The organism is Paenibacillus sp. FSL R5-0713 (genome assembly GCF_037973325.1).
Taxonomy (GTDB): domain Bacteria; phylum Bacillota; class Bacilli; order Paenibacillales; family Paenibacillaceae; genus Paenibacillus.
Genome location: NZ_CP150229.1, coordinates 618927 through 644784, shown reverse-complemented (window position 1 = coordinate 644784; position 25858 = coordinate 618927). Strand labels below are relative to the sequence as shown.

Genomic DNA, 25858 nt, shown 5'->3' with positions numbered 1-25858 from the left:
TTCAAATTTACGTTAAAATAAATTATAGTCACGGATCAAAGAAAGGAAGATTACAACTATGGATTGGCTGGTCGAGATCGGGTTTGTGCTCCTTTTCCTTATCGTCGTTATCTGGTTGATCCTCCGGGATGAACCTCATCGTCATTCTGCCAAAAAAGGCAGACACCGCAGACACCGTAACAACGGTTATGCCGACTCTGCTTCGGGATATCCGGTCATTACAGGAGATGAATCCTACGATCGACATGTCAGACACACACCGGATCACAAACATCATGATTCAGATTTTTCATCAGGCATACATTCTCATCACGGCAGCGATAGTGGTAGCAGCGATTCTGGAGGAGATAGTGGCGGTGGCGACAGTGGGGGTGGCGGGGATTAAACAAACATCATTCCCGATCACAAAAGAAGGGCTGTACCCGTTATTGTGTAAACACAATTCGGGTACAGCCCTTTGCCGTTCTCTAGCACCTGTTAGAAGAAGAGGCCTTGCGATTAAACGAGGTTATAACCACTAGGCAGACTGCGGTTGGCGCGGATCGCACGAATCTCGGCCAGAGTCAGCCGCTCATTCGTGGAGATCAGGGATTCCACGTCATTGCCACGGATCAGATCATCCAAATCTCTCAAGTTGGTGTTGCCGCGGAAGACACGGAATCCCCCCTGAAAGTTAGGCCGTGTGAACACAACGAGTGTTGCATTGGAACTTGTTGAGAAAAAACGCAGGCTCTCCACCCCATCCAAAATATTGTCCAGGTTACGAAGACCCGTGTTGCCACGATAGATGCGGCTTCTTCCTCTGTAGTTCTCTTCTGAATACACGGTAAGGCGTGGATACGTTTGACTGACATTGACTGTTTTTTTCATTTTGTTTCCCCCTCTCGAACTCATTCTATGAATGAATGAGAGAGGTAGCGTGGACGAATCTTCTGCTAGATTCGTCCATTTTCATATTTTCAGAAGATCATAGTGACGCACGCACGATTAGCCCGAGGTTGTGCCCCCACTTTTACACGCCGAGAATAGCTTCCCACACCGGACGTGTATGACCACCAGGATATAAGAGATATAGAAGAACATACACAACAACACCTGTTAATGCTGACCCGAACCAGATCATGGACGTGAACCTGCCCCAGCGGCGATGTGTTCCGAACTTCTTTTTGAACCCCAACACCAGTGTTGAAATACCGAATATCGCTGCCACGGTAGCCAGGATAATATGAAAAATTAGAAATATCCGATAAAAGATCTCCAGATCCGGGTCTCCACCCCAAGCCGTATTACCTACGAATATTGTGCGAGACATATAGATCACAAAGAAGATTAGAGCTGCAATCGCACCTGCTACCATGGCGGACTGATGAGCCTCGCGTTTGCCCCGAATAATCAGTACCCATCCAATCCCCACCAGTACTGCACTTATCACAATGAAAGAAGTACTGATCGTAGGTAGCCAAAAATACATATCCATCGTGTGTTCCCCCTCTTGTCAGAACATTGACTTAATTATTTGGCAGCCGGATTGAGTGGCCCCCCAGCGCCTCCAGCAGGATACGAATCATCATCATCTTCCTGCTTCTCTTTCCGATACCATTGGAAAAAGACATAGGCCAGCATAGAGGCGAAGATCCCTTCCTGAATAAACTTCATTACAATGCCACCGACCTGCTGATCTTCCTTCGCCGAGGACAGGAAGTTGAAGAAGGCCGGTCCACCAAATGAGCGAAGTAAAGCCGTAGAATCCCCAGACACACAATACCGCATGGCTTCAGCCCATACTGCCGGGTTGCTGTACGTCTGATACAACGGCTCGGACGCAAAGATAATCAATCCACACGCAGGTGTGAGCAGCACCATATTCAGAAAAATAAAACCGATCTTGGATAGACCCGAAGCTTGTCTGCCTTCTGGTAACGGATTCAGCAATGTCCACCACATGAGCATCGAGGTGATAAACAGTGCAATATAATACAACCGGTGAACGGTAAAATTCAGCATAACGTAATCATGTACAATCGGTAAGTGATACAGCGAAAACAGCCCGTTAAAGATCACTGCCGCAACGATCGGATGAGCCAGGAACGATAGCTGGCGTGTTGGTAGCCAGCGTACGATTCTGCGCCATACCCAGATCGGCAAACCTTTCATCATCAGCGGCGGTGCTACCAGATAAGAGAACGCCATGCTTACCATGTGAAAACTAAACATCACGTGACCAAGCAGATTAAATGGTCCAGCTTGAGCCAGATAGAGGACAAACAGCCCTGTAATAAACATGATTTTCTGACCGGCAGTCGCAGGCTCTGCATCTTTTATTTGCTCGCTTAACGGTCCCACAAGCACTAAATACGCCGCAGCAATGATCAGAAATAAAGCCAATATAAGTGGACTCCATAAGTCGTTGAAGCTAAAATATTGCAACCCGAGCATACGGGAAACCTCCCCGTGACCTGATTTGGTTGTTGCCTTTATTTCTTTGTGAAGATTCATTCGCCAAAAAGGGGAAAAGACGGCGGCATTGCGCCGCCGCCATCTCTTTTACCACCAGACCCAATAAAGTGCCATAATGATGCACGTAAAGGCTACGAAGAAACCAAAGGCCATGAACAGGATTGGCATCAAATGCCCTTTATCCTTCATGTGCATCCAGTAACCCAACTGAACGAATACCTGAAGAATAGCCATCACGAGCAAAATAATTATCGTAAAGGTTGTGTTGACCCCTCCGGCAGAAGCAGCCGCAAACGCAATCAGCGTGAGAATAATGGAGAAAACAAACACCACGACGTGTTTCTGTGGCCCTTCCGTCCGGTGACGGTGCTTCACAGGCTGTTGATCTGTCTTATCCTGTGCTGACATGTGTTACCCCACCTTTCCGAGCAGGTACACGACCGTAAAGATGAACACCCAGACCACGTCAATAAAGTGCCAGTACATTGCGGAGACGTATACTTTAGGTGCAGTTACGACCGTCAATCCTTTTTTGAACAGCTGCCCAATAATGATTCCGATCCACACAATACCGAAAGCAACGTGCGCTCCGTGGAACCCGACCAGTGTATAGAATGCTGAACTAAAGGCACTGGTAGTCATGCCAAACTCTTTATGTTTCACATACTCATAGAACTCGTATATCTCCAGCGCGAGGAATCCCATACCCAGTACCACCGTGATGCCAAGCCACAATGCCAGTGCATCTCGCTTGCCCTTATGCATGGCCTGAATTGCAAATACACTCGTCAAACTACTGACCAAGAGAATGAACGTTGCAGCGGCCACGAGTGGCAGGTGAAACAGTTCATTCGCCGTAGGTCCATCATTGGTTTGGCCACGAAGAGCCAGGAAGGTAGCAAAGAGCGTACCGAACAGTACCGTCTCTCCGCCAAGGAACAACCAGAAGGCAATTAGCTTGTTACGTCCCTCCAGCGTTGCTTTCTCCGGTTCATGCGGCAATTTGTCGTTCACCGGTTCGGCATGTGAGGTTGTCATGTTCTAGCCCCCTTTTCATCCTGATCCTCCGGTTCAATATGCCAGCCATGATCATCATAAAGTGAACGCAGTGCCATTGATCCAAATGTAATCAGAAGACCAATAACAACTACAATATAATTGTTAAACAATACATTCATAAACGCATTACCGAATTCATCCTTGCTGAACATCAGACCAAGTCCGGCAATAAAGATCCCCACAGACATTACAAACGGCAACGGCGTTGCTGATGGCATATGAATCGAACCCACGGGTTCTGCTGGTGTCATCTCCGTATGTCCTGCCATCTTTTCCTTCCAGTACGCATCAATTCCACGTACCAGCGGAGTCTGCTTGAAATTGTATTCCGGCGGCGGTGAAGGAATGGACCATTCCAAAGTACGACCGTCTTCCCACGGATCGTTTGGCGCACCAGCCGGTTTTCTCATGGTGATTACGATGTTCGCGAGGAATAAGATAACTCCCACACCCATCAGAAATGCCCCGACGGAGCTGACCAGATTGAGCAGATCAAAATCCTGATTCGGCAAATATGTAACGATCCGGCGCTGCATTCCCATCAGACCGAGGAAATGCTGTACAAAGAACGTTAATTGGAAACCAATCATAAATGTCCAGAATGTCCATTTTCCAAGTGTTTCACTCAGAATACGTCCGAACATCTTCGGCCACCAGTAATGCAGTCCCGAGAACAAGCCGAGTACAAGTCCCCCTACAATAACGTAGTGAAAGTGGGCTACAACAAAGTACGTATCATGGAATTGGAAATCCGCCGGAGCAGATGCCAGCATGACACCGGTAACACCACCCATAACGAAGGTTGGAACGAATCCAACAGCAAACAGGTTCGCCGCTGTAAAGCGGATCTGTCCACCCCACATCGTAAAGAGCCAGTTAAAGATTTTGATCCCGGTAGGTACGGCAATCAACATTGTCGAGATGGAGAATAGCGCGTTGGCTACATTTCCGAGACCTGTTGTAAACATGTGATGCGCCCATACCATGAAGCCCAGGAAGGCAATCAGGATGGTGGCAAATACCATGGAGCTGTAACCGAACAGCCGTTTACGCGAGAAGGTCGGAATAACCTCCGAGATGATACCAAATGCCGGCAAAATCAAAATGTATACTTCCGGGTGCCCGAAAATCCAGAAGATGTGCTGCCAGAGTACGGGGTTACCGCCCCCTGCTACATCGAAGAAATTCGCTCCCAGTATACGATCAAACGTCAAAAGTACAAGCCCTACCGTGATGGCAGGAAAAGCAAAAAGAATAATGGCAGATGTAATAAATGTCGTCCATGTAAACATCGGCATCCGCATGTAGGACATGCCTGGAGCACGCATTGTAATAATCGTTGCGAGAAAGTTAATGCCCCCGATGAGTGTTCCCAGACCCGCGATCTGAAGACCGATGGTATAGAAATCCACACCATGCGTTCCACTGTACTCACTGCCCGAAAGCGGCGTATATGAGGTCCAGCCCGCATCCGGTGCTCCCCCCATAACCCAGCTCAGGTTCAGCAGCAGTCCTCCAAAAAGGAACGTCCAGAAACCAAGTGCGTTAAGAAAAGGAAAGGCAACGTCCCGTGCCCCGATCTGCAAAGGCACGACTGCATTCATAATGGCAAAAATAAGTGGCATGACACCAAGGAAAATCATCGTTGTTCCATGCATGGTGATCAATTCGTTGAAGACCTGTGCCGATACAAAATCATTCATAGGCTTCATCAGTTGAATCCGAATCAAAATGGCTTCAATGCCGCCGATTCCAAAGAAAAATCCACCCGCAACCAAATAGAGAATGGCGATTTTTTTGTGATCGACGGTGGTGATCCAATCCATCAAGCCCCTGTACCTCTTGACGCTATGCGCATGAGCCAAGGTTGTGTACCCCCTTCTTCGTCCTTGCTGTTCTATTCATAGTCCAATTTGTAGTTGGCCAGATATTCGGCAATTCCGTCGATTTCTTCATCCGTCAACCCAAGATCCTTGGGATTCGGCATGGTATTGCCCGGCTTCACGGATTGTGGATCATGGAGCCATTCTTTCATGTTATCCAGTACCGGACTACCTTCTTCCTGTCCCTCACGAGAATTCAGCAAAATGCCTGCGACAGATTCCTTGCCGCCGATTCCCGTCAAGTTAGGTGCTACGGGTCCACCTTGATCGCCAACAGCGTGGCAAGAAAGGCAGTTTGTTTTGAATTTCTCGGCTAATTGAGTATCTTCAGGAAGGACTGCAGGTGCTTTCATCTGATTCACCCATCTGTCAAAGGATTCCTGACTCACTGCTTTTACCTTGAATTCCATGAAGGCATGCGATCTGCCACATAACTCGGCACATTTACCGCGGTAAACGCCTTCATTCGGTGCAGAGAAACTGAACTTGTTAAGTGTTCCATCCGGGTTTGTGTCCATTTTGCCCGCAAGTGACGGCACCCAGAAGGAGTGAAGCACGTCAGCGGTTTTAAGTTCAAATGCGATTTTTGTTCCGGTCGGGATGATGAGATCTTGAGCGGTGGTTACGTCATATTGAGGATAAGTGAATTCCCACCAGTACTGATGCGAGGTGACTTGGACCTTAAGTGCATTTTTGTCATTGGACAGATCTTCGCCTTGGGCAAAAATCGTTTGGACTGTCGGTACTGCCAGCACAATAACCAGCAATAACGGAATGGCTGTCCATATTACTTCCAGCTTGAAATTACCTTCAACCTGTTCAGGCATGTCGGTCTGCCCGGATCTTCTACGAAACCGGATCAGAACATAGGCCGCTATAGCAAATACAATGATGAGCGCCACGATCATAATCGTGATGGATAACTTCATCAGATCATATTGGCCTTGCGCCACAGGACCCTGAGGTTTCATTACCGACAAGTCTTCCCGCCCGCATGCGGATAGCAGCAAAGAGAACACCGCCAGCAAGGGGAGAATTCGCTTTGCAACCTGCCACTGTTTCATCATTGATCTACCCCACTTTTTTACGTTTTCGTAGATTACCGTTGTCGTTCAGTAGAAAGGCAACAAAAGGTACGTTTCAGCACGATACGCATAATCCTCTTCATCATACAGAACGCTTACAAAAATAACGCTTCCAGTACTCCCGTGATTTCCTGCTCAGGGCATGTCTGCGCATTCTTCCAATTCATTCTATATGCTTCAATCACTTATTAAATATAAGTTGAGGGTATGATTTTGTCAATCTTTGGACACATGTTCACAAATTGTTCACTTTATGTAAAAAACCGCTCTACAACTTGATTTGCAAACGATTTCAGTTAAAAGTATTACACTCTACATTTGAAAATTTTTGCCAAATTTCGGTGATAAAACTCGATTTATTGGTGATTTTTCTCACATTCAAAACATGCGATATTATGCAAAAGAAAGGTCCGATTTTATGGAAGACCTCTTCCATGTCCATTCAGAAAACATGCCTATCGCTCCATACCGCTACATTCAAGCTCAAAACAGCATGGAGCATTCCTCCGAAAGGTTCAATTCATTTCCTCATCTTCACCTTCACCTTAATTCTTCTCATGTACCATTGGTCAGAATCAAGGGGCCATCCCCAGTAATCGCAACTGTATGCTCATACTGCACTCCCCAGCTGCCATCTACCGTCCTTACTGTCCATCCATCTTCATCCCATACAACGGCCCCGGAACTGCCTTTCGTAAATATGGGTTCAATGGTAATGACCATGCCCTCGGTGAGCATCGTGCCCGTTCTGCGTTTGCCATACGGCAACACATTTGGCGGCTCATGAATATATTGACCAATTCCATGACCAATGAGGGGCTTTACAATTCCGTAACGATACAATCTGGCTGTTCGTTCAATGGCACTTCCAATATCTCCGAGCGTATTCCCTGGAACTGCCTGGGCAATCGCCCGCTCAAGGGCCTTCTCCGTGCGTCTCATCAGCTTGCGAATGGATCTGCTTGGTTCACCAATGCCATATGTCCAGGCCGAGTCAGCAAGCCAGCCGTCTTTGTTCACCACCATATCGATGGTCACTACATCCCCGCTCGCCAGTTCTTCTTCTCCCGGAAATCCGTGGCAGACCACTTCATTGACAGAGGCACATGTGGCGTACGGATATCCTTTATATCCTTTCTGCTCCGGTGTGGCCCCATGTGCTGCCAGAAACCCTTCCACCCGCTCATTGATCTCCGCTGTCGTGATCCCAGGTATCATCCACTGCTCAATATGTTGGTGACAACTTCGCAAAATTCGTCCAGCTTCCCGCATGTAGCCAATCTCTTCTTTGGTTTTTAAAATAGGGTCCACATGCATTCATCCTTCCCGCTGTAGGTGTACTCCCATATATATGCAGCAGGAACGCAAAAAAAACCGTCTGCCGGAGCTTATCGCCCGGAAGACGGTTCTATTCATTATCGGAACAGTATAATCAGAGTTGTGTGTTGTTTCAGGACACGGAAGAATCCATCTTGACAAGCTCATGCTCAACCACAGAAGTCAATTCTTCCTCGTATCCACCCGTAATCCGGTATTTTCTCACGTACTCCTTCACGAATTTTTTTGGATCTTTAGGACGGAAAATCCGAGTCATTTCCCTCAAACTTTCTTTGACCTCATTGTGACCTTTCGTTGCCATTGTAATTCCCTCCCAAAACGTTGAAAGTGAATGCTCCGTTTAGAGAATGCCGAATAAGTCTTAAATGCCATCCATGAAGTTGTGTGCGCGGCTTAAAGCAAGCTTTAGGTCGGGAACCTCGCTAGAAAGCAAGTACCTGACACTATAAATACCCGATATGATTCGGAATGAATCATAATCTTATTGTATCATATTCGGAAGTATCTTACGACTTGACGATTTCCTCTAATAAATATAACGGTTTTCATGCCCAAAAAGTTTAATTCCGAATCATGTGTTATGAATGCCACCATTCTATACGGAATTAATATATCCAGCATAACACTGAACTATTCGGGGGATATTATCACGGACAACCCATACAGTTAAATTAATGGTATCTAAAAGGAGGCGCCGTTTCATGGAACGCAAAGAACAGGATATGCTGCCCCTTTCACATGAAAAGGTGGAAGTCGACGGAGTATATATCAACGAAGCTGGACGTGAGGAACATCTGCATCGTGGGCAACACTTCCCGGCAGATCCCGTTCTCGGCAAGTCAGAATGGAAGCTGACGGAGTATGCTTTTGATAATCATCATGAAGGACGTACCGATGAAAGATTGGTTCCCAAGGAAAACGATACAGATAAAATGGGCAAGATCACAAACCCTCGTAGACAGATCGAGGGCGGAAGATAATATTGTTTGATTTGTTAGTCGGATAAATTCACAGGTTCAGTTCTGTCCATCTCCTTCATAGCCTAATAAAAAAAGGTTAAAGGAGGCTGGACCGGATGTCCCCCATGAAATCGTCTAGCGGTCTGGATGAAAATATTGCCGGTATGCTCTGTTATCTGTTTACCTTTGTAGGCGGGATTGTTTTTCTCGCGGTAGAGAAGCGGAGTCGGTTCGTGCTATTTCATGCGCTGCAATCCGTAACCGTCTTTGGCATCATTATGGTTGGGCATGTATTATCGACTTTTCTTCCCTTATTTGGACCACTGGTGGCATCCTTGTTATCCCTGCTCGGTGTGGTGGTCTGGCTCATCATGGTGGTCACCAGCTTGCAGGGGAAATGGCTAAAGCTGCCGTGGGTTGGCGATTTTGCAGAGAAACAGATGCGCCATCTGTAACTTTAGGAAGACATGATGCAAAAGAAAAGACGATCCCCCCTTTCAAACAGGGTGTGGATCGTCTTTTAATTATATATCGGCTTCTATATACATTCGTTGTTTAGCATGTAAAAATGACTTTATTCATGTGGTTGAACATTCACAATATAAATGATGTATGTCATAAACCATTCATGCTGTAAATCACGATGTATCAACCTGCTTAAATGTTCATCTTGTTAAGGTTAATTTCCAAGACGTTAACATAACAATCATGCTGGATTATAGGTCTAGTTCGGCGATTAAGCCGACTTATCTGCTTCTCCAAGGATGGCATCTGCTTGTTGCTCAGCCATCTTGGCAGCCGTTTCCTTGGTGCCCAGACCGTTGAACAGCAGGTTCATGAAAATCGCTGTGAAGCTTCCTGCTATGATGCCGTTACCGAGCATAATCTGAGCCCAGTCCGGTGCACCAGCGAATAACTCAGGTACAACGGTAACTCCCAGCCCCATGCCTACAGAACAAGCAATGACAAACAGATTTTCATGACGATTCAGATCGACCTGACTACCGATAATTCGGATACCGGATGATACCACCATGCCGAACAAAGCCACCATAGCTCCACCAAGAACTGCCCCTGGAACGAGCTGTGCGAGAGCCGCAATCTTTGGCACAAATCCGATGACCACCAGGATTCCACCAGCCACAACAATGACATCACGTGTCTTCACACGTGTCATCTGTACCAGCCCTACATTTTGCGAATACGTTGTATACGGGAATGAGTTGAAAATACCACCTAACACAATGGCCAGGCCCTCTGCACGATACCCACGGGCCAGATCCTTGGAGGACAGGTCCTTGTCCAAAATTTTACCCAAAGCCATAAATACACCTGTGGATTCAGCCACGCTGACAATCGCCACCAGAATCATTGTCAAGATAGGCACAATCTCAAAGGTCGGTGTACCGAAGTAAAACGGCTGAACAACATGGAACCAGCCTGCATCGCGAATAGGAGCAAAATTAACCTCGCCCATAAATCCTGCCGCCACCGTACCAACGAGCAGACCAATCAGTACCGAGATGGAACGGATGAATCCAGTTGTAAAACGAGTCATCAGGATGATAAATAACAGTACACCGAATCCAAGCAACAGATTCGTTCCACTACCAAAGTCCGGTTGGCCCTGACCGCCACCCAGATCATGGAAAGCAACCGGGATCAGCGTCAGACCAATTATGGTCACAACAGAACCTGTCACGACAGGAGGGAAAAGCCTGATCAGCTTCCCAAAGAGACCAGAGAAGATCAATACAAACAATCCGGAAGCAATAATTGCCCCGTAGATGGCAGATACCCCACTATTCATCCCAATGAGAATCATTGGAGACACGGCTTGGAATGCACAACCGAGCATGACAGGCAGTCCTACACCGAAATATTTATTTCCCCATACCTGAAGCAGTGTAGCCACACCACAGGCGAGCAAATCAATGGCAATGAGATAGGTTAACTGTTCCTGTGTAAAGCCCAGTGCGTTACTAACGATCAGTGGAACGACAACGGCTCCTGCATACATGGCAAGCACATGTTGAAGTCCGAGTGAGAACGTTTTGATTGGATGCCGATGCCGCTGAAAAATACGTTCGCGTGCCATATTAGTTCGTGCCCTCCTCGTCCGCAAATGTAACCTGTCCATCTGACAAAGCCCCGATGCGAACCAGTGATTCCACACGGTATCCTGCTTCTTTCAGCAAGCGACCTCCCGGTTGGAATGCTTTTTCAATAACAATACCGATGCCAACCACTTCTGCTCCAACCTGCTCCACAATGCGAGCCAGCCCAAATGCTGCTTCACCGTTTGCCAGAAAATCGTCAATGATCAATACGCGATCCCCAGGCTTCATGAATTTCTTGGCAACGGTAATTTCATTCGTTTCTTGCTTCGTGAAGGAGTAGACCTTCTCCACCAGAATGTCTTCCGTCAGTGTGAGCGACTTCTGCTTCCGTGCAAAAATAAGTGGTACGTTCAGCTCCAACGCGGTCATGATGCCTGGCGCAATCCCTGACGATTCAATCGTTAGCACACGTGTGATATTTTCGCCTTCAAAACGACGAATGAATTCCTTGCCCACTTCCTTCATCAGAACCGGGTCCATCTGGTGGTTCAGAAATGAATCCACTTTGAGTACTTGCTCGGACAGGACAATACCTTCCTGTCTTACCTTGTCTTTTAACAATTGCATTGCAATTCTTCCCCCTGAATGCCCTCCGCACAGAAACCCACATGCCTCTTCGATCTCATGGTAAAAAGCAAAAAGCCCGCCTTTTCACACGCTGCGGAATAACCGGAGACGGGAAAAGACGGACTTGTACGTATATGGACAAGCCGTATGGATGCTGCAAATGTACTGGAAGGACATTAGAGCCGAAGTTCACTCCTGAGACGTCAAACTCCATACAGTCTATCCAGAAACAGATAAAAGCTACTTGAACCTGCTCTTCAGTGAAACTGTCTGAGAATGATCTCATGCCAACCATACAAAACATTGCAACATCTTTCCCGTAGTCCGATCATTCCGGTGATCGGGTAGAGACATGCAGGCCTATTCCTGCACATATACGAGTAACGGCATATTTAATTTTTTGGCTCCATGATTCGTTACAATGTATGATCGCGAACCTGAATGTAAAAGGCTATACATAACTGACAATGTTAGAAGTATACCGAATCGGCGGCATGAAATAAAGAAGTATTTTCATGGAAGTTGCGGAAACTTGTCTTAATTTGCAAACAGGGGGTGATAGGAATCCATTTTTTATGTACAATATGAGAACGGAAGCGCGGATCCGAACGGAGAATGGATGGAATCGCGGCCTACATTATGAATTGAAATGATCAAAGGAGATATGCAGACATGAAAGGCGTACTTAAAGAATTCAAGGAGTTTGCCGTCCGCGGCAACGTCATCGATCTGGCGGTCGGTGTGATTATTGGGGCTGCTTTTGGTAAAATCGTCACATCGCTTGTGAATGATATCATCATGCCTCCGGTTGGAAAACTGCTGGGTGGAATCGACTTCAGTCAGAAAATCATCAACCTGGATCGAGATATGAAAACAGCAAATGGACAGGACATCACCACACTTGCTCAAGCTAACGAAGCTGGGGCTACCGTAATTGCTTATGGTCAGTTCATCAACGTCATGATTGATTTTCTTATCGTTGCGTTCTGTATCTTCATGCTTGTGAAGGGTATCAACTACCTCAAAAGCAAGGAACACAAAAAGCCCGAGCCGCAAAAAACGACCAAGGCTTGCAAGTATTGCCTATCTGAAATCCCAGCCGCGGCTACCCGCTGCTCACACTGTACTTCAGAGCTGGAACCAGAAGGAAGCGGCGCAACAGCGTAATTACAATTGGGTTAAATCGTACACCGATGTGGCTTCCTGATAAATCCTGATGCGAATGCCGAGAACAACTTCCCGACTTGTTAGGGTATATGTATGAAAAGCTAAGCACAAAGACTTAATACGATATGGCGTAGCTTGAAGGTTCCACCGTAAAGGTGGGGCCTTCTTTTATGCCTTACATACATGTATTACATTTACTGCCCCGTTGAATTTCATTCGCCCCATCTTTATGAACTAGAAACGGCGTGGCAGCAAATGCTCCAGAATCGACTTCAGATCCTTATCTTCCTTGTAAACTTCTTCTCCGGTGTCCAGTTCTGTCACGCGAATATATTCAAAGTTTGCCGAAGCATCCACTGGCTTGAACAACAATTGAGCCTCATCTTCCAAACGTACATTGAATCCCATATCCTTAAACATGCTGCTTAACTGACTATTAGCCGGTTCCTGACCTTGCCCTACAAATATAAGTCCTCGAAGGCTTTTACGCTCCTGAGGTTGCGGATAAATCACCTGAAAGTGTACAATGCATTCCATACGATCGTTCCCCTTTCGTTTAAAAAATACTTTGTGAAATTTTGAACTTTAAAAACTGCTATATAAGGAGATACGTTTCATGAGCCCAGAACGTTTCGACATTTATGATGATCAGCAACATTGGATCGGTACAGCGCCACGTAGCGAGGTCCATGCCAAAGGATATTGGCACCGTTCATTCCACTGCTGGATTGTGCGTGACGAAGGCGAACAACGTCAGGTTCTTTTTCAGCGGCGGCGTGATGTTAAGGATACCTTCCCTGGATGTTACGACATTACAGCAGCAGGCCATCTCACCGCAGGTGAACAACTGCAAGACGCCAGTCGTGAGCTGGAGGAAGAATTGGGTGTAGATGTATCTTTCAATGCACTGACCTATCTATTCACGGCTACACAGCAGCTCCAAGGAGAAGTCCGTGGTGTTCCATTCGTAGATCGGGAATTCAGTGCGGTCTATGGATTATGTCTGAACCAGCCGATTGAAGCCTACGTTCTGCAGCCCAGCGAGGTGGATAGCCTGTATGAGGTGCCGCTGGATGATCTACTCGCTCTGTTCCGCTGTGAAATCGACGTCATTCAAGCTACCGGAGTTCAGACTCAGCCGTCAAGCGATCATGCAGCTTATCAACCGGAGCGTATCGTTCGTGAGATTCGGGCAACGGAATTTGTACCTCATGGCACTGCTTATTATACGGACGTGCTGGAGGCACTGTATCACGTGCCCAAAGATTGATCATGTACAATCCGGTTCAACCCAATCCAGTTCAATCGAATGTTCATAGCTTCATTTTCTCAAAAATAGCATCACTTCATACCTTTACTATTGACCTGACTGGAAACAGATGCTGTGACGAACATCACTGTCATACCTCAAACCAGCATAAACAGGCGTCTGCCTCTCGGGCAGCGCCTGCTTTATGTACGCAAGTATTGTTTCATCAAGATCAGGAAAGGTACCTTTGTGCTAGATGTTCACTCCATCGGGAGTGAATTCATTAATGATCTGCCTAGCTCTTCCCGCCCTCTCCTGAAGGCGAAGACCAGTACCGTGCTGAGAGTTCTTCGTACCGGTGTCCATAGCGGGACTCCAGTTCCTCACCCATATCCTGTTCCAGCTCGTACAATACCAGTTCTTGAGCAAAATGATTCAGCAGCAACCCGGTCATTACCGGATGCTCCGTCACCACTGCCTGCGTAGCGCATGATTCCCCGCGCATGCCCAGCATGCACCAGCGGCGGTCTATAACCAGAGAGAATTTCCGACCGTTACCCGCTCCATACAAAGGCAACCCCGGCCAAGGGACAGGCTGATCCAGCATGCCTTCACCACCATCACACGACCATAACAGCCGTACACCGCGAGCTTCAGCTTGCTGTAAATCATTACGTAACAGCTCTGCCTCTTCACGCCAGACGTCGACAACAATCTCATGCTGAGCCTCAGCCAATTCACGGCTCAGATTCTCAAACACATTTTTGTCACCCTCAATGTTATAGAAGACAGGCTTCTCCGGTTCACTCTTGGGCATGCTGCTCTGGACATAATCCAGAGAGGTACGCATCTGATCGGAGATCATACGTGTCATCTCCTCAGGCTTCAGCACACTATACTTCGCAGGCTCCCCCGGACTGCACCGCAGGAAACCACGTTGTTCCAGCCGTTGCAGGGTCGCATATACATTGGAACGGGACACGCCCAGCCGCTTCGCAACCTCATATCCTGAAGCTGATCCCTGGCGGGCGAGTTCCACCATAATTTTAGATTCCATCTCGGTAAATCCGAGATGACGCAAATGATGCAGCAGTTGGTCCATATTCCCGTCCCCCCATGCTGTCAGCAACCCGCACTGCCTCACATTGATGCGGCAGTGCTTCTACTGCATCAGATCTGTTCGGCTCCGCAACGCGGGCACCATTTCGAACCTTTGGGCAGCTCGGCTGCACAAATCTGACAGTTCACCATTTCGCGTGAAACCTCGGTCTGTACGTCCACCTTGTTCACGATTGGGTTATTTTCCTTCCAGTAGCGGATGCGTTCGTCCAGTTCTTGCTGACGCTCACGTTCCCGTTGCATCTCTTCATCTCTGCGACGTTCCCACTCTGCATCGAACGCTTCCTTTTCTTCCTGCGTAAATTCCGTACTGTTATATTCGGATTCCGTCTCCAGATCGGCTATGGACGGAATGACCGTGTGATACGGCTCGTCTTCCTCCAGTTCCAATTCGGCTGGCGCATCGTAGAAGTCCGGCTCCGGAGTTTGGTTCTGTGCCACAGCTGCCTCTTGTCTCGCAGCTGTGGTTGCTCCTGCAACGCCTGCACTTCCTGCTGTAGGTGCTGCTGTCTTGAGTTCACCCAACTTGCGTCCACATTTAGGGCAGAAGTTGGCGTCCAGGGAAGCGACATGTCCACATTCGCACAACCGTTCATTCTTCAACTCTGCAATCTTGTTGCGCAGGCCATCAATCTCGTCCTGCAATTCGTCGCAGAGTCGCGACAGTTCCACCATCTCTTTTTCTGCACGCGTCATATCCTGTGCCCGATAACCCTCATAGAAGATGCGACCCATATCTGTAAAATGGACTTCCTGTTCCTGTTGCAAGCCCACAATCTGGTTGTTCAATTTCCCAATCTCAACGGCGTGCTGGGCACGCTCTGTTGCTTTGTTCGCTCCGTCTTTGATGCGTTGAAGCAGTTTCATGACCATTCCTCCTCTGTCCCGTCAAAACCAATATTATCATTTAAATTTTTAGAGGTTATTCAAAAAGTCCGCTTTGATTACGAAGGATGCCAGCGGCATCATCAGCATCGAATATGGCATTCAGCCGAATAAGAATATGCTTACGAAGTATGTTTCCTTCGGAAACATTGTAGTTGCTCACGTAGTTTTCCCTACGCTCCGCTACTCCATTTCTAGCTTCATTCCATCTTCTCGGTACTGAAAACCAGACTTTTTGAACACATACTTGTGGTAAATTAGCATATTACATCCTTCATGCAAAATGCTCAGGCATATAACTTATACGATATCATGCCAAAAAGTTGCGTAATCTCGTGCAGGTGCCCGTTTAATACCGATACTGGATGAAATCGGGGGCTTTCGTCAAGACCATACGTTCGGGTATAATGAAGCTTTGGCCCTACTTAACCGCCTGATTAGGCAACTAACTCTATCATACCAATTTACAATGCGATTGTGAAAAGGGCAAATGGTTTACTTTTAGCCGGGATAGTCCTATCCCTGAATGCATACAGAGGTGGATGAAACATGTTAAGTCCGAACTCAACGTTCTACCCCCGTCCGCTCGGGGTTACCCCGGCGGCATCCCTGCCCCAGTCCCCGTCTGCTCCGCTGGAGACCAGTCGGCAACTCGTGGGCAATGATCAACAAGATGCCTTTTACTTTCGTTCTCTGGAAGAGGCTGGCATTAAGCTAAATGCACCACAAATCTCGGCAGTCCGTCACGGCAGAGGACCTATTCTGACGCTTGCCGGAGCCGGTTGTGGCAAAACGACTGTACTCGCTGCAAGAGCCGGCTACCTCATAGAGGTCAGCGGTGTACATGCGGGCAGTATCCTGCTGGTGACGTTCACCAACAAAGCCGCCACCGAGATGAAAGACCGGATCGCCGCATTGCCAGGTATACGTCCGGCAGCTGCGAGAGCCGTGCAGGCTCGCACCTTCCACTCTTTTGCGCTGACATTACTGCGTCATTATGGCGTGCAGGAAGAGATTTTTGGCGAGTCACGGGCCCAACATACGGTGCTCAAGATGCTTTTACGCCAAAATGGCATGAGTGAAGCCTTCCAGCCTGAAAGTTTGCTGGCGATGCTGTCCGCGTGGAAGATGCAAGGATCGGAAACAACTGACCTGCCTGAAAAATCGCAGGAGGAACGCGATGCCAAGCGTGTTCTGCTTGGTTACGAAGCCTGGAAGCAGGAGCGGGGCAAAATGGACTTTGACGATATTTTACTGCGCGCTGCCGCTCTGCTTCGTGACCCGGCTGTCCTGGGGCCGCTTCAGAAACGTTTTCAGTACATTATGGTGGATGAGTTCCAGGATACCAACCATCTGCAATATGAGATTGTGCAAAAACTGGCTTCCGCCCACCGCAACCTGATGGTTGTAGGAGATGATGACCAGACGATCTATACCTTTAATGGCGCACGCCAGGAATCGATTTTGGAATTCGATAAAGTATACCCCGGTGCACGCATTGTGACGCTGGATATCAATTATCGCAGTGATGCACGCATTCTTGGACTCGGAAGCGAATTGGTCGCCCGTAATAAACGCAGACGTGACAAACGGCTGCGTGCCGCCGGAAACCGCGGAGATGCGCCGCGTTTTGCCACACCATCCAATGCGGAGGAAGAAGCGGCGTGGGTCGTGAATCAGCTCTGCCAACAGGTTGAAGAAGGGCAGCACACCTATCGTGATATTGCGATTCTTCACCGGACTGCAAGCAGCAGCCGGGCTGTATTCGAGCAGCTTGTGTTGAAAGATGTGCCTTTTGTACAGCATGGTGCCTCCCCGGTGTTCTACGACCAGTCTCTCATCAGGCCCCTGATGGATCATCTACGTCTGTCTCTTGATCCACGAGCCATGGATGCTCTTCCCAGTGCGCTGGGACCGCTCTACGTTTCAAGGGATGCTGGCCTGGAATGGATACAGCGCTGCGAACAACAACAGGCGAAGAAATATCCACTCATCCATCTGGTGAAATGGGACAAGCTGAAACCATTCCAGCAGGAACAGGTCAAAGAGCGCATCAAGCTGATCAAATCACTGCACAAACTAAAGCCAATCATCGCCATTCAGGAAATGCGCAGGCAGTTCTACGACAAGTATATGGAAAGTGGTGATCCCAGCATCTTCACCCATTATAAGGAAACGATGCTGGAAACTCTGGATGAATTCGAAGCTGCCGTTAAAAAATTCGAAACGGTGGAAGAGTTCATCCAGTTCGCGGATGAGTTATCCCGCAGACACCGGGAGATGGAATCTCTACGCCGCGCACAGGACAGTGACGCAGTACAGTTGATGACCATTCACCGGGCCAAAGGACTGGAGTTCCCTTGTGTGTACTGGATCGGAGCCAGTGAGGGAATTGTGCCTCACAGTACAGCACTGCGACAGGATATCCCCGAAGATCAAAAGGCTGCGCTTGCTGTGCAGCAGACAGACGCCGAGCTGGACATGGCGTTGGAGGAAGAACGCAGGCTTGCCTATGTTGCCATCACAAGGGCCAAGCAGTACTTGTATGTCACTTCACCCGCATCTCATCACGGAAAGCCAGCGGATGTGTCCCGCTTCCTGCTTGAAGCCTTCGGCATGGAAGTTCCGGATAAACGCAAACCTCGTGAGGAGAGTCGGACCAGCAGCCCGACTTCATATGGCAAAGGCAATGGATCATATGCCCGCTCGGGATCGGGTGGCCGTTCCGAAGGTCGGGATGTAGCACAACGCCGTGCCATCAACCACAGCGACCGTCGTGACTTCGAGGTCCACAATGAACGGGATGAGGATCGCCTTGGAGAACGGCGTGGTAGTGGGGAAATTCGCAATCATAAGGCGTTCAGTACCACAGGTATCAGTCCAACAGCTGCGAGTTCCTCCCGTATACAGTCCCACAGTTCAGGTTCAGCCTCGGGTAATGCTGAGCGCACGGAGACCGTTGCGGTCTGGAAATGCAGTTCATCCACCTGTAAAGCGTGGCTAAGACAGAAACCGGCTGTGCCTTCTGCCAAAACAAACAAGAAGGCATCATCCGGTCCACCCGCCTGTCCCCTGTGTTCAGGATCAATGGAGGCCGGTACCCGCCAGGTTCCCGTAACGGGGAGATTTGGGAAATAAACGATACGGGATACAGTTATAGCTCGTTTCAGGGCGCTTTTTGCTGTTTATTAACAGTAGAAGCGTCTTTTTTCCATTTCAGAATGGGGGTTGGATTATGCAGGACGGCAAACAACATCTGTATGTATCGGTAACTCATAACTTGATTGAACAAACAAAGAACGAATCTACACCCTTTGAGGTGTTGGTGGATGATGAACAGTTGGGCCGATTGAAAGATCTGATGAAGGTGCTGGAGGATGACGATGCCTACACATTGCAACGGGCTCCCGTACCCTACAAATCGGCAGACCACGATGAGGCAACAGAGCAATTTTCGGATGGCATGACTCTGCTGTATACGTTTCTGTATGACCATGGCACGCCTGATTCCCGGCAGGCCATTGAGAGCATGAACGTGCTTCCAAGGCTGCAGGATACGGATTATGATGACCCTGGATACGAGAATTCACCACTGAATAAATGATTGATGCGAAAAAGCATGCGCAACCGCAGATCACGCGGAAGACGCATGCTTTTTAATATTACGAAGAATAACCGTCCCTTACACTGGACTCAATCCAGACGAATCTCTTGGCCTTTCTCAGCAGATTCGTAGATTCCGCACAACATACGTGTGGAAGCCACCCCATCCGCAATTGGACTGATCGGCTCTGTACCGTTCAGGCAACAATCCACAAAGTGGTCGATCTGGTTCTGAAATGCACTATGAATATGGAGACCCGTATTGTCCGTCTGGGGTTCAATATTCAGGATGGTATTATTTTTCTCCGTGACGATGATTGTCTCCGGCTCCAATTCAAACCCACCACGCTCACCGTATAATTTCACGGAAGATTCATCTCCGCGTGCATGCAGGGTGAAGCTTACATCCACCGCCAGCGAAGCCCCATTTTCAAACCGAATGAGTGCATTCGCCATATCTTCCACGTCATTCACAGCTGCGCTGTAGTCGGCTGCTTTGTAAAAAGAAAGATGTTCGATATGGGCACGATTGCCCAGCTTCCGATACGTATTACCACTGACGGAAACAGGCTTGGGCTTGCCCATCAAATACCAACACTGGTCAATGATATGTACGCCCAGATCAATCAGGGGGCCTCCGCCGGAACGGCTTTTGTCAGCGAACCAACCGCCTGGATTACCGTGACGACGCAGAATGGAAGCTTTGGCATAATACAATTCACCAAACTCTCCGGCATCTATGAATCTGCGCATCATCTGCATATTGTTGTCATACCGCCGCACAAATCCAACGATAAACGTACGTCCGCTCTTCTTCACCGCTTCTTCAATCCGCAGTGCATCTTCCACATTGGTTGCGACCGGTTTCTCCAACAGTACGTGCTTGCCTGCCTCCAGTGCAGCAATGGCGAATTCTGCATGTGTATTATTCCAGGTACAGATACTGACAGCATCCACATGCGGGTCCTCCAGCATCTCCCGATAATCGGTGTACACGGATTGAGCATCATACTTCTGTGCAGCAGCCTTGGCCCGCTCTTCGTTCAGATCACAGATGGCATAGATGACAGCATCCTCATTTTTGGCGTAACACCTCATATGAAGATCCGAGATGGATCCTGTACCGATCATTCCAATGTGCAGCATTTGTTTCGTGCTCATCATCGTCCTCCCTTCCTTTTCCACAACTTCCACAACATCACTATCGTCTAGTCTGCCCGCAGCATGCCTTCGTAAATACCCGGGGTTGAATTTTCGATCTTCACAGCACCCAATGTTCGGGCATAGAAATCCACAGGTCCTGCTGATCCGATAATGGCATAACCATAACCGTCCGCCTTCATCGCATGCATACAGGCCAGTAACAGGGCTGTGCCTACACCTTTGCCCCGTGCATCCTGGCTCACGCCTGTAGGTCCAAAGAAGTTGCGACATGTCGCTTCGTAACAGGCAAATCCGATCATTTTCCCATGCTCAACGGCGATGTAACAGGACACGGGCTGACGTGCAAAAGCGACCTCACATTCATCCACCCAAGCTTGGCTAAAATGTGACCTCACCCAATCCAGTACAAGCTGTTTCTCTGGGGCAATGGCTCTTCTAATCACAATGGAGGATTCCTGCAGCTTTCTCAGTCCACTCTCTTGCTCCGGTAAACGATAGAGCGCTACTAACATATCACTCATCTAATCGGTTCCTCCTCGTACTTGAATGTGAAATAGGACAACGGTTTGGCCACCTACCTGAAATTAACCTGATCCTGCTGCCGATAACCTGCAATACAAGCGATATTTCAAATTCAAACTAACATACCGCTTAGATTCATTGCATGCCAACTGCAACACTGAGACGATCTGTCCCGTCTATTAACTTGAAGCGTGGCTCTAAGGAAGATTTTACCGCGACATTACAAAGATTAGAAGGGATGAATATTGATGAATAACAACATGAAAAAAGTAAGTGCGCTGATGGCCCTATCCATGGCATTGGGTGGTGGAGCCGCTTATGCAGCAACCCTGGACAACACACAACCAGTCCATCAAACATCCATTTCAGCAGATAGTAACACAGCTGGTGCAGTAAACGTATCCGTGAATGGTGCATCCATTTCCGATGGTTACTGGAACAAGGATGGCAAAGTAGCCATGATTCCACTGCGTGATCTTACCGAAGCACTGGGTATTGAACTGAAATGGCATAAAGAAAATAAAACCGCGGAGCTGACGCGAGGTGTTCTCTGGACACAGGTAATCACAGGCAAAGATCAATATTCCGTAAATAAAATGCTGCTCACACTGGGTACAGCACCCGAAATCACAGGCGGCACGTTGTATGTACCGGCTTCTTTTGCAGAAAAGGTACTGCATGGACAAGTGAACACAACAGGAAATCAGGTGACGATCTCTAGTGAAGAGGACGTGAAGACGATCACTGAGCGTGGTGTGATTACCAGAATCTCGAACCAGGATAAATATAAGTCCATCCAGATTGGCGGTGCAGGGTTGGATGGCATCGTGCTCAATCTGAGCGATGAGACGAAATTCATCTCCGTTGAGGGGAAAGAGATTGCACTGACTGATCTGGCCATCGGCATGAACGTGGAAGCTGAGCATTCCATGATCACTACCCGCAGTCTGCCACCACAAACCCCGACCTATAAAGTCACTGTACTGGATGCGGCTACAGCATCTGAGGCACAACCTAAAGAGGTACTGGGTACAGCGGGTACAATTGAAGATGTAAGAAATGCAGAAGGTCTTATCTCACAGATTGAGATCACAGGTTCACGTTTAACCGAGACGGCTCCTGACCATGTCGTGCTGAATATCGCTAAAGATACGCTGCTCGTGAACCACGAAGGTGAGACGGTGAAAGCTGAAGAACTGACTAAAGGAACTAAAGTGATTGGGTACTACAGCCCTATGCTAACACGCAGTCTGCCTCCAATCGGAACGGCATGGAAAGTGGTTGTTGAAACACCAGCAGCACAACTGGAAGCGAAATAAATCGATTAATAAACGAGACTGGTTGAGTTGAGGCATATGTTCTATGTTGCTAACGGCATGCATATCTTGGCTTGGTGTCAGGAGGGCGTCGCATCATAATGTCCAGCAGCTGCGAAGTCAATAAAAATAACCTTATCCGCTTGTCTTCCGACAGGCATGGGTAAGGTTATTTTTTTGGGTTTTTGGGTTTGGGTTTGGGTTTGGGTTTAGGTTTTTGGGTTTTTGGAGCGTATTTTCAAACTCGCTTCAAAGCGAAGCACACCTGAACTTGTCCAGAGCAGGCACTTGCAACGTACGCTGTATACGACATGCGCCTGAAAAAGACATGCTCTGCATAGGAATGTAAGAGCAAGCAGAATTAGCGCTGACGAATCTGAGACGTCTTATTCAAGGAATTGAAGTACCTGTAAAAACCTAAGGAATCTCAGCCACGCTATGTGTGAATAAACAGTTGTTTACAGCGTTTTTGTCAGGCTAATTCGGAAAATAACGTGCCTGATGTTCCTTACATTTTCAGAAGAAGACCTGGGGGCCAAATAAGACTTGCTGAGTTCCTTAGAAAATCTTCACGATAAGCGAGATCGCCAGATCAACCACCTTGGACTTCATCTTCAACAATCGCTTCCACTTCAATCTCAACCATCAACAAGGGATCAATGAGTGCGCTAACTTCAACCATGGTGGCTACAGGCTGAATCTGTCCAAAATATTCACCGTGGGCCTTGCCAACTTCCTCCCACCTGGAGATATCGGTCACAAACATTCGCGTTCTAACGACATGCGACATGTCAGCCCCCAACTCTTTCAGTGCATTCTCAATCGTCTGCAAAACGAACCTCGTCTGTGCATACGGATCACCTGCTCCAACGACTACACCATCTTGCATCGCAGTTGTACCCGCCACTTCGATTCGGTTCCCTACACGGATGGCACGGCAATATCCCACCAACGGTTCCCATGGGGAACCGGTAAATACCTGCTGTCTACTCATTTTTCTCGTCCCTCGCTTTGCTTTGGTTGTATGTATCTCATCTGATTAAACATGAATTATATCAGTCCGCCATCATCTCAGACAATAGAATAGATTTTAATTCTATCTTAGTGCAGCTTCAGCACGCGGTGCCCTGCCTCATGACAGGTTGGTCAGTCAACATCATTTTTTACACGGAAAAAATCCCCTAAATGACTGCTCATTGTTTAGATCAAGAGCAGTCATTCAGGGGATTTCAGGAAAATTAGCGTTTATGCAATCCAGATTACAACTTGATATTCGCCTCATCGAAGTATTCTTCCAGGGTTAACCCACTTTTCGCCACATCTGGTGCCAAATCGGTACCGATGTACCGGATATGCCAAGGCTCATAGACGTAACCGGTTATATCTTCTTCACCTTGCAAATAACGGATGACGTATCCATATTCTGCAGCGTGTTCAGCGAGCCACTGGCCTTCCTTCGATGTGCCGAATACCTCTTCCAGCACATTGCCCACACTCGGACTGGATACATCAATGGCAAGACCCGTCTGATGCTCGCTTCGGCCTGGAACAGAGCTTACACGATCCGTGTATTCCTGACCTTTGGTTTTGACATTGTTGTTGTAGATGGACACTTGACGTTGATATGAACGATAACCAGACACCGCACGAAGCTCAATGCCATCCGCTTTTGCACCTGCAAACAACTTCTCCAGTGCCTCCGCCGCTTCCTTGCGCATATGCCGCTTCTCGTGAGGTTCGTCGAAGGAGAACGGGACATTGGGTTCCACCAGATCGTCCGGCTCGTACCCTTCAGGCAGACTGCGTTGTTTGTTCACAATGACCGTCATAGATGTGGCATTGGTCACCACAGCTTCTGCGTCAATTGTTGTTTGCAGTGCGCTGATGCTACGTTTCTCCATCAATGGATCTTCCGCTGTCGCGCCGTTACCATCGTCTGAAGAACCCTGCTCTTCGCCAGTCGATGCATTCCCGGACTCGCCATCCGTGCCTTCACCGCTGTTGCCAGCAGATGATGTATCATCCCCGCCAGCGTTGTCACCATCAGATCCCTTATCCTCCGTAAAATGAACGGTTGTGCCGTCAGACTCCTGTTGTGTGTTACCTGTTCCATTCGGATTCTGGCTCTCCTCTGTGCCTGAACCGTTCTGGCACGCCGCAAGCAATGCTCCGCATATCATCAATGAGGACAGCATAACCACCATGCGGCGCTGTCTTCCTGTATGTGATTTCATGTAAAAACTCCTATCGCAATAATATAAATGTTGTCTAGTTGTCTGCGTGCAGTGTTCCCTGCGAAAGTATACCTTAATTAACTGCGAAGCTCCACCGGTAAAGACCTCCTTTAGAAGAGATCTTCATGAACATATACGGGTTGTACAGCCTGTATGATCGTTTTTTGGACTTTTAGAGAAACATTCCCGCGAAAATGAAATGAATTGGATCATGGATCATGCAACATGCTGCAATACAAACAAGCAGAGGTGATCTGAGATCTCCCCCGCTCTGATGGGTGTATCATTTGGTTGCCGGGCTGTCCGTCTTCTTCTGGACAGCCTGCCACATCCGCGCAGCTACACGCTCGCGGATCAAATCCAGCCCTGCGGTGGCCGGCAAGCCCTGCAGCAGCGCCGTTAGCTCCTGCAAGGCCGGCGGCTTGCCCGGCTGCGTGAGGCGCACCTCAACGGCGCCAAAGCCTGGCCCTGGCTGGTGCATGGCACCGTCCGCGGCAGCCTCGGCGATCCACTCGCCGACGGCCGCGCCGCCTTCGCCGCCCCGCACTTGCGGGCGGCCAGCCGTTTCCGCTGCGCGGCCGGTGGCGCCGGGATCATGGGCGAGTTCCTCCGCCCATGCCCCCAGCACGCCGGCGAGCAGCGCTTCGCGCGGCAAGCCGGCGTGCGCCAGCTGCAGCAGCGGCTCGGCCGCGAGGCGCGCGGCTACGGCGCGCTCAGCGGCCGCGGCATGCGCGCAGCTCGGGCGGCCGCAGGTGCACGCCACGGACGCGCTGGCCGTGGCTGCGCCTGGCGAGCCCTCGTGCGCTTGCGCAGCCGGCAGCAGCCCGGCAAGCTCCTCGGGCGCCGGGCCGCCGCGCAGCAGGGCGTACAGCGTCAGCGGGCGCTTGCGCAGCTGAGTTAGCACAGCCTCGCGCTCGGCTTCGCTCAGTTGCGCAGGCGTTCCCGTGACCGTGAACACGCCGGCAACGGCTGTTCCAGTCTCCCCTGCCTCAGCGGAACCGTGCGCTTCCTGCCCCGCCGCGTCCGCTGCTGTATTTACTTCTGCTGTCCATCCACCGGGGGACATATGCAGCTCGATCTTCCATTTTTCGCTCACAACAATCCCCCTTTCTCAACATCTATATTCCCCTG

The 25858-nt window shown here is 48.8% G+C and carries 27 protein-coding genes and 1 riboswitch; of the genes, 8 read left to right on the top strand and 19 right to left on the bottom strand.

Annotated features, from left to right (window positions below):
* Positions 1–58 precede the first annotated feature (58 nt).
* On the top strand, positions 59–385 hold the full coding sequence (locus MKZ12_RS03030; protein WP_339258663.1) for a hypothetical protein: 327 nt from the start codon (positions 59–61) through the stop codon (positions 383–385).
* Positions 386–498: 113 nt separating this feature from the next.
* On the opposite strand, the gene MKZ12_RS03025 is transcribed toward MKZ12_RS03030, so the two are convergent.
* From MKZ12_RS03025 to MKZ12_RS02985, 9 genes are all read right to left on the bottom strand, one after another.
* Positions 499–870: a hypothetical protein gene (locus tag MKZ12_RS03025; RefSeq protein ID WP_105601396.1), complete on the bottom strand. Its 372-nt coding sequence runs from the start codon at positions 868–870 to the stop codon at positions 499–501.
* Positions 871–1012: 142 nt separating this feature from the next.
* A complete protein-coding gene (locus MKZ12_RS03020) occupies positions 1013–1477 on the bottom strand; it encodes a DUF420 domain-containing protein (RefSeq protein ID WP_339258662.1) in 465 nt (154 codons plus the stop codon).
* 35 nt (positions 1478–1512) lie between these two features.
* Entirely contained in the window at positions 1513–2436 is a 924-nt protein-coding gene (gene ctaG / locus MKZ12_RS03015) for a cytochrome c oxidase assembly factor CtaG (protein ID WP_339258660.1), read from the bottom strand.
* 108 nt (positions 2437–2544) lie between these two features.
* Entirely contained in the window at positions 2545–2865 is a 321-nt protein-coding gene (locus MKZ12_RS03010) for a cytochrome C oxidase subunit IV family protein (protein WP_278297054.1), read from the bottom strand.
* A 3-nt stretch (positions 2866–2868) separates the two neighbouring features.
* Positions 2869–3495 (bottom strand): cytochrome c oxidase subunit 3, encoded by a 627-nt coding sequence (locus MKZ12_RS03005; protein WP_047840264.1) that lies wholly within the window; start codon positions 3493–3495, stop codon positions 2869–2871.
* Positions 3492–5381 (bottom strand): cytochrome c oxidase subunit I, encoded by a 1890-nt coding sequence (gene ctaD / locus MKZ12_RS03000; protein ID WP_339239361.1) that lies wholly within the window; start codon positions 5379–5381, stop codon positions 3492–3494. Before ctaD ends, MKZ12_RS03005 begins: the two co-directional genes overlap by 4 nt.
* A gap of 32 nt (positions 5382–5413) precedes the next feature.
* On the bottom strand, positions 5414–6466 hold the full coding sequence (gene coxB / locus MKZ12_RS02995) for a cytochrome c oxidase subunit II (RefSeq protein ID WP_339258658.1): 1053 nt from the start codon (positions 6464–6466) through the stop codon (positions 5414–5416).
* Positions 6467–7039: 573 nt separating this feature from the next.
* Positions 7040–7801, bottom strand: coding sequence for a type I methionyl aminopeptidase (gene map, locus MKZ12_RS02990; protein WP_339239360.1), 762 nt, complete (start codon positions 7799–7801; stop codon positions 7040–7042).
* Positions 7802–7934: 133 nt separating this feature from the next.
* Positions 7935–8123 carry a hypothetical protein gene (locus MKZ12_RS02985; RefSeq protein ID WP_017690840.1) on the bottom strand — a complete coding sequence of 63 codons (189 nt, stop codon included), beginning with the start codon at positions 8121–8123 and terminating at the stop codon, positions 7935–7937.
* 400 nt (positions 8124–8523) lie between these two features.
* On the opposite strand from MKZ12_RS02985, the gene MKZ12_RS02980 reads away from it, so the two are divergent.
* Together MKZ12_RS02980 and MKZ12_RS02975 are read left to right on the top strand one after the other, a co-directional pair.
* On the top strand, positions 8524–8802 hold the full coding sequence (locus MKZ12_RS02980) for a transposase (RefSeq protein WP_091018633.1): 279 nt from the start codon (positions 8524–8526) through the stop codon (positions 8800–8802).
* A gap of 95 nt (positions 8803–8897) precedes the next feature.
* Complete coding sequence (locus tag MKZ12_RS02975; RefSeq protein ID WP_076332729.1) at positions 8898–9236, top strand: hypothetical protein; 339 nt, start codon at positions 8898–8900, stop codon at positions 9234–9236.
* A 281-nt stretch (positions 9237–9517) separates the two neighbouring features.
* Here the strand turns inward: MKZ12_RS02975 and MKZ12_RS02970 are convergent, their stop codons facing one another.
* Positions 9518–10879, bottom strand: coding sequence for a nucleobase:cation symporter-2 family protein (locus tag MKZ12_RS02970; protein WP_339258657.1), 1362 nt, complete (start codon positions 10877–10879; stop codon positions 9518–9520).
* Between the two features lies 1 nt (position 10880).
* Positions 10881–11468: a xanthine phosphoribosyltransferase gene (locus tag MKZ12_RS02965; RefSeq protein WP_036613196.1), complete on the bottom strand. Its 588-nt coding sequence runs from the start codon at positions 11466–11468 to the stop codon at positions 10881–10883.
* A gap of 300 nt (positions 11469–11768) precedes the next feature.
* Positions 11769–11868, bottom strand: a riboswitch (purine riboswitch).
* A 272-nt stretch (positions 11869–12140) separates the two neighbouring features.
* Here MKZ12_RS02965 and mscL point away from each other — a divergent pair.
* On the top strand, positions 12141–12635 hold the full coding sequence (gene mscL, locus MKZ12_RS02960) for a large conductance mechanosensitive channel protein MscL (protein WP_339239358.1): 495 nt from the start codon (positions 12141–12143) through the stop codon (positions 12633–12635).
* 234 nt (positions 12636–12869) lie between these two features.
* Here mscL and MKZ12_RS02955 read toward each other — a convergent pair whose 3' ends face one another.
* Positions 12870–13172 carry a hypothetical protein gene (locus MKZ12_RS02955; protein WP_017690846.1) on the bottom strand — a complete coding sequence of 101 codons (303 nt, stop codon included), beginning with the start codon at positions 13170–13172 and terminating at the stop codon, positions 12870–12872.
* Between the two features lie 79 nt (positions 13173–13251).
* On the opposite strand from MKZ12_RS02955, the gene MKZ12_RS02950 reads away from it, so the two are divergent.
* Complete coding sequence (locus MKZ12_RS02950) at positions 13252–13905, top strand: NUDIX domain-containing protein (protein WP_339258655.1); 654 nt, start codon at positions 13252–13254, stop codon at positions 13903–13905.
* A 274-nt stretch (positions 13906–14179) separates the two neighbouring features.
* Here MKZ12_RS02950 and MKZ12_RS02945 read toward each other — a convergent pair whose 3' ends face one another.
* Positions 14180–14986: a helix-turn-helix domain-containing protein gene (locus MKZ12_RS02945; RefSeq protein WP_339258654.1), complete on the bottom strand. Its 807-nt coding sequence runs from the start codon at positions 14984–14986 to the stop codon at positions 14180–14182.
* A 68-nt stretch (positions 14987–15054) separates the two neighbouring features.
* Positions 15055–15870, bottom strand: coding sequence for a zinc ribbon domain-containing protein (locus MKZ12_RS02940; protein ID WP_339258653.1), 816 nt, complete (start codon positions 15868–15870; stop codon positions 15055–15057).
* Between the two features lie 567 nt (positions 15871–16437).
* Between MKZ12_RS02940 and MKZ12_RS02935 the strand changes: the two genes are divergently transcribed.
* Together MKZ12_RS02935 and MKZ12_RS02930 are read left to right on the top strand one after the other, a co-directional pair.
* Positions 16438–19026 carry a UvrD-helicase domain-containing protein gene (locus MKZ12_RS02935; RefSeq protein WP_339239353.1) on the top strand — a complete coding sequence of 863 codons (2589 nt, stop codon included), beginning with the start codon at positions 16438–16440 and terminating at the stop codon, positions 19024–19026.
* 97 nt (positions 19027–19123) lie between these two features.
* Positions 19124–19492 carry a hypothetical protein gene (locus MKZ12_RS02930; protein ID WP_036613213.1) on the top strand — a complete coding sequence of 123 codons (369 nt, stop codon included), beginning with the start codon at positions 19124–19126 and terminating at the stop codon, positions 19490–19492.
* An 89-nt stretch (positions 19493–19581) separates the two neighbouring features.
* Here the strand turns inward: MKZ12_RS02930 and MKZ12_RS02925 are convergent, their stop codons facing one another.
* Positions 19582–20652: a Gfo/Idh/MocA family oxidoreductase gene (locus tag MKZ12_RS02925; RefSeq protein ID WP_339261295.1), complete on the bottom strand. Its 1071-nt coding sequence runs from the start codon at positions 20650–20652 to the stop codon at positions 19582–19584.
* A 47-nt stretch (positions 20653–20699) separates the two neighbouring features.
* On the bottom strand, positions 20700–21176 hold the full coding sequence (locus tag MKZ12_RS02920; RefSeq protein ID WP_339258650.1) for a GNAT family N-acetyltransferase: 477 nt from the start codon (positions 21174–21176) through the stop codon (positions 20700–20702).
* Positions 21177–21425: 249 nt separating this feature from the next.
* On the opposite strand from MKZ12_RS02920, the gene MKZ12_RS02915 reads away from it, so the two are divergent.
* Positions 21426–22496, top strand: a complete 1071-nt coding sequence (locus tag MKZ12_RS02915; RefSeq protein ID WP_339258649.1) for a copper amine oxidase N-terminal domain-containing protein — start codon at positions 21426–21428, stop codon at positions 22494–22496.
* Between the two features lie 589 nt (positions 22497–23085).
* Here MKZ12_RS02915 and MKZ12_RS02910 read toward each other — a convergent pair.
* The 3 genes from MKZ12_RS02910 to MKZ12_RS02900 form a co-directional block, all read right to left on the bottom strand.
* Positions 23086–23487: a RidA family protein gene (locus MKZ12_RS02910; protein ID WP_339239350.1), complete on the bottom strand. Its 402-nt coding sequence runs from the start codon at positions 23485–23487 to the stop codon at positions 23086–23088.
* Between the two features lie 265 nt (positions 23488–23752).
* A complete protein-coding gene (locus MKZ12_RS02905; RefSeq protein ID WP_339258647.1) occupies positions 23753–24727 on the bottom strand; it encodes a M15 family metallopeptidase in 975 nt (324 codons plus the stop codon).
* A gap of 283 nt (positions 24728–25010) precedes the next feature.
* On the bottom strand, positions 25011–25823 hold the full coding sequence (locus tag MKZ12_RS02900) for a hypothetical protein (RefSeq protein WP_339258646.1): 813 nt from the start codon (positions 25821–25823) through the stop codon (positions 25011–25013).
* Positions 25824–25858 lie beyond the last annotated feature (35 nt).

What these genes read in the sequence shown, in the direction of transcription:
- MKZ12_RS02910 (WP_339239350.1), bottom strand. Translation starts at nt 23,487, where the DNA reads ATGAGTAGACAGCAGGTATTTACCGGTTCCCCATGGGAACCGTTGGTG.
- ctaG (WP_339258660.1), bottom strand. Translation starts at nt 2,436, where the DNA reads ATGCTCGGGTTGCAATATTTTAGCTTCAACGACTTATGGAGTCCACTT.
- MKZ12_RS02975 (WP_076332729.1), top strand. Translation starts at nt 8,898, where the DNA reads ATGTCCCCCATGAAATCGTCTAGCGGTCTGGATGAAAATATTGCCGGT.
- coxB (WP_339258658.1), bottom strand. Translation starts at nt 6,466, where the DNA reads ATGATGAAACAGTGGCAGGTTGCAAAGCGAATTCTCCCCTTGCTGGCG.
- MKZ12_RS02915 (WP_339258649.1), top strand. Translation starts at nt 21,426, where the DNA reads ATGAATAACAACATGAAAAAAGTAAGTGCGCTGATGGCCCTATCCATG.
- MKZ12_RS02950 (WP_339258655.1), top strand. Translation starts at nt 13,252, where the DNA reads ATGAGCCCAGAACGTTTCGACATTTATGATGATCAGCAACATTGGATC.
- MKZ12_RS02985 (WP_017690840.1), bottom strand. Translation starts at nt 8,123, where the DNA reads ATGGCAACGAAAGGTCACAATGAGGTCAAAGAAAGTTTGAGGGAAATG.
- MKZ12_RS02970 (WP_339258657.1), bottom strand. Translation starts at nt 10,879, where the DNA reads ATGGCACGCGAACGTATTTTTCAGCGGCATCGGCATCCAATCAAAACG.
- MKZ12_RS02930 (WP_036613213.1), top strand. Translation starts at nt 19,124, where the DNA reads ATGCAGGACGGCAAACAACATCTGTATGTATCGGTAACTCATAACTTG.
- MKZ12_RS02905 (WP_339258647.1), bottom strand. Translation starts at nt 24,727, where the DNA reads ATGAAATCACATACAGGAAGACAGCGCCGCATGGTGGTTATGCTGTCC.
- MKZ12_RS03020 (WP_339258662.1), bottom strand. Translation starts at nt 1,477, where the DNA reads ATGGATATGTATTTTTGGCTACCTACGATCAGTACTTCTTTCATTGTG.
- mscL (WP_339239358.1), top strand. Translation starts at nt 12,141, where the DNA reads ATGAAAGGCGTACTTAAAGAATTCAAGGAGTTTGCCGTCCGCGGCAAC.
- MKZ12_RS03010 (WP_278297054.1), bottom strand. Translation starts at nt 2,865, where the DNA reads ATGTCAGCACAGGATAAGACAGATCAACAGCCTGTGAAGCACCGTCAC.
- map (WP_339239360.1), bottom strand. Translation starts at nt 7,801, where the DNA reads ATGCATGTGGACCCTATTTTAAAAACCAAAGAAGAGATTGGCTACATG.
- MKZ12_RS03030 (WP_339258663.1), top strand. Translation starts at nt 59, where the DNA reads ATGGATTGGCTGGTCGAGATCGGGTTTGTGCTCCTTTTCCTTATCGTC.
- MKZ12_RS02940 (WP_339258653.1), bottom strand. Translation starts at nt 15,870, where the DNA reads ATGAAACTGCTTCAACGCATCAAAGACGGAGCGAACAAAGCAACAGAG.
- MKZ12_RS02980 (WP_091018633.1), top strand. Translation starts at nt 8,524, where the DNA reads ATGGAACGCAAAGAACAGGATATGCTGCCCCTTTCACATGAAAAGGTG.
- MKZ12_RS02920 (WP_339258650.1), bottom strand. Translation starts at nt 21,176, where the DNA reads ATGAGTGATATGTTAGTAGCGCTCTATCGTTTACCGGAGCAAGAGAGT.
- MKZ12_RS02955 (WP_017690846.1), bottom strand. Translation starts at nt 13,172, where the DNA reads ATGGAATGCATTGTACACTTTCAGGTGATTTATCCGCAACCTCAGGAG.
- MKZ12_RS03025 (WP_105601396.1), bottom strand. Translation starts at nt 870, where the DNA reads ATGAAAAAAACAGTCAATGTCAGTCAAACGTATCCACGCCTTACCGTG.
- MKZ12_RS02945 (WP_339258654.1), bottom strand. Translation starts at nt 14,986, where the DNA reads ATGGACCAACTGCTGCATCATTTGCGTCATCTCGGATTTACCGAGATG.
- MKZ12_RS03005 (WP_047840264.1), bottom strand. Translation starts at nt 3,495, where the DNA reads ATGACAACCTCACATGCCGAACCGGTGAACGACAAATTGCCGCATGAA.
- MKZ12_RS02925 (WP_339261295.1), bottom strand. Translation starts at nt 20,652, where the DNA reads ATGAGCACGAAACAAATGCTGCACATTGGAATGATCGGTACAGGATCC.
- MKZ12_RS02965 (WP_036613196.1), bottom strand. Translation starts at nt 11,468, where the DNA reads ATGCAATTGTTAAAAGACAAGGTAAGACAGGAAGGTATTGTCCTGTCC.
- MKZ12_RS02935 (WP_339239353.1), top strand. Translation starts at nt 16,438, where the DNA reads ATGTTAAGTCCGAACTCAACGTTCTACCCCCGTCCGCTCGGGGTTACC.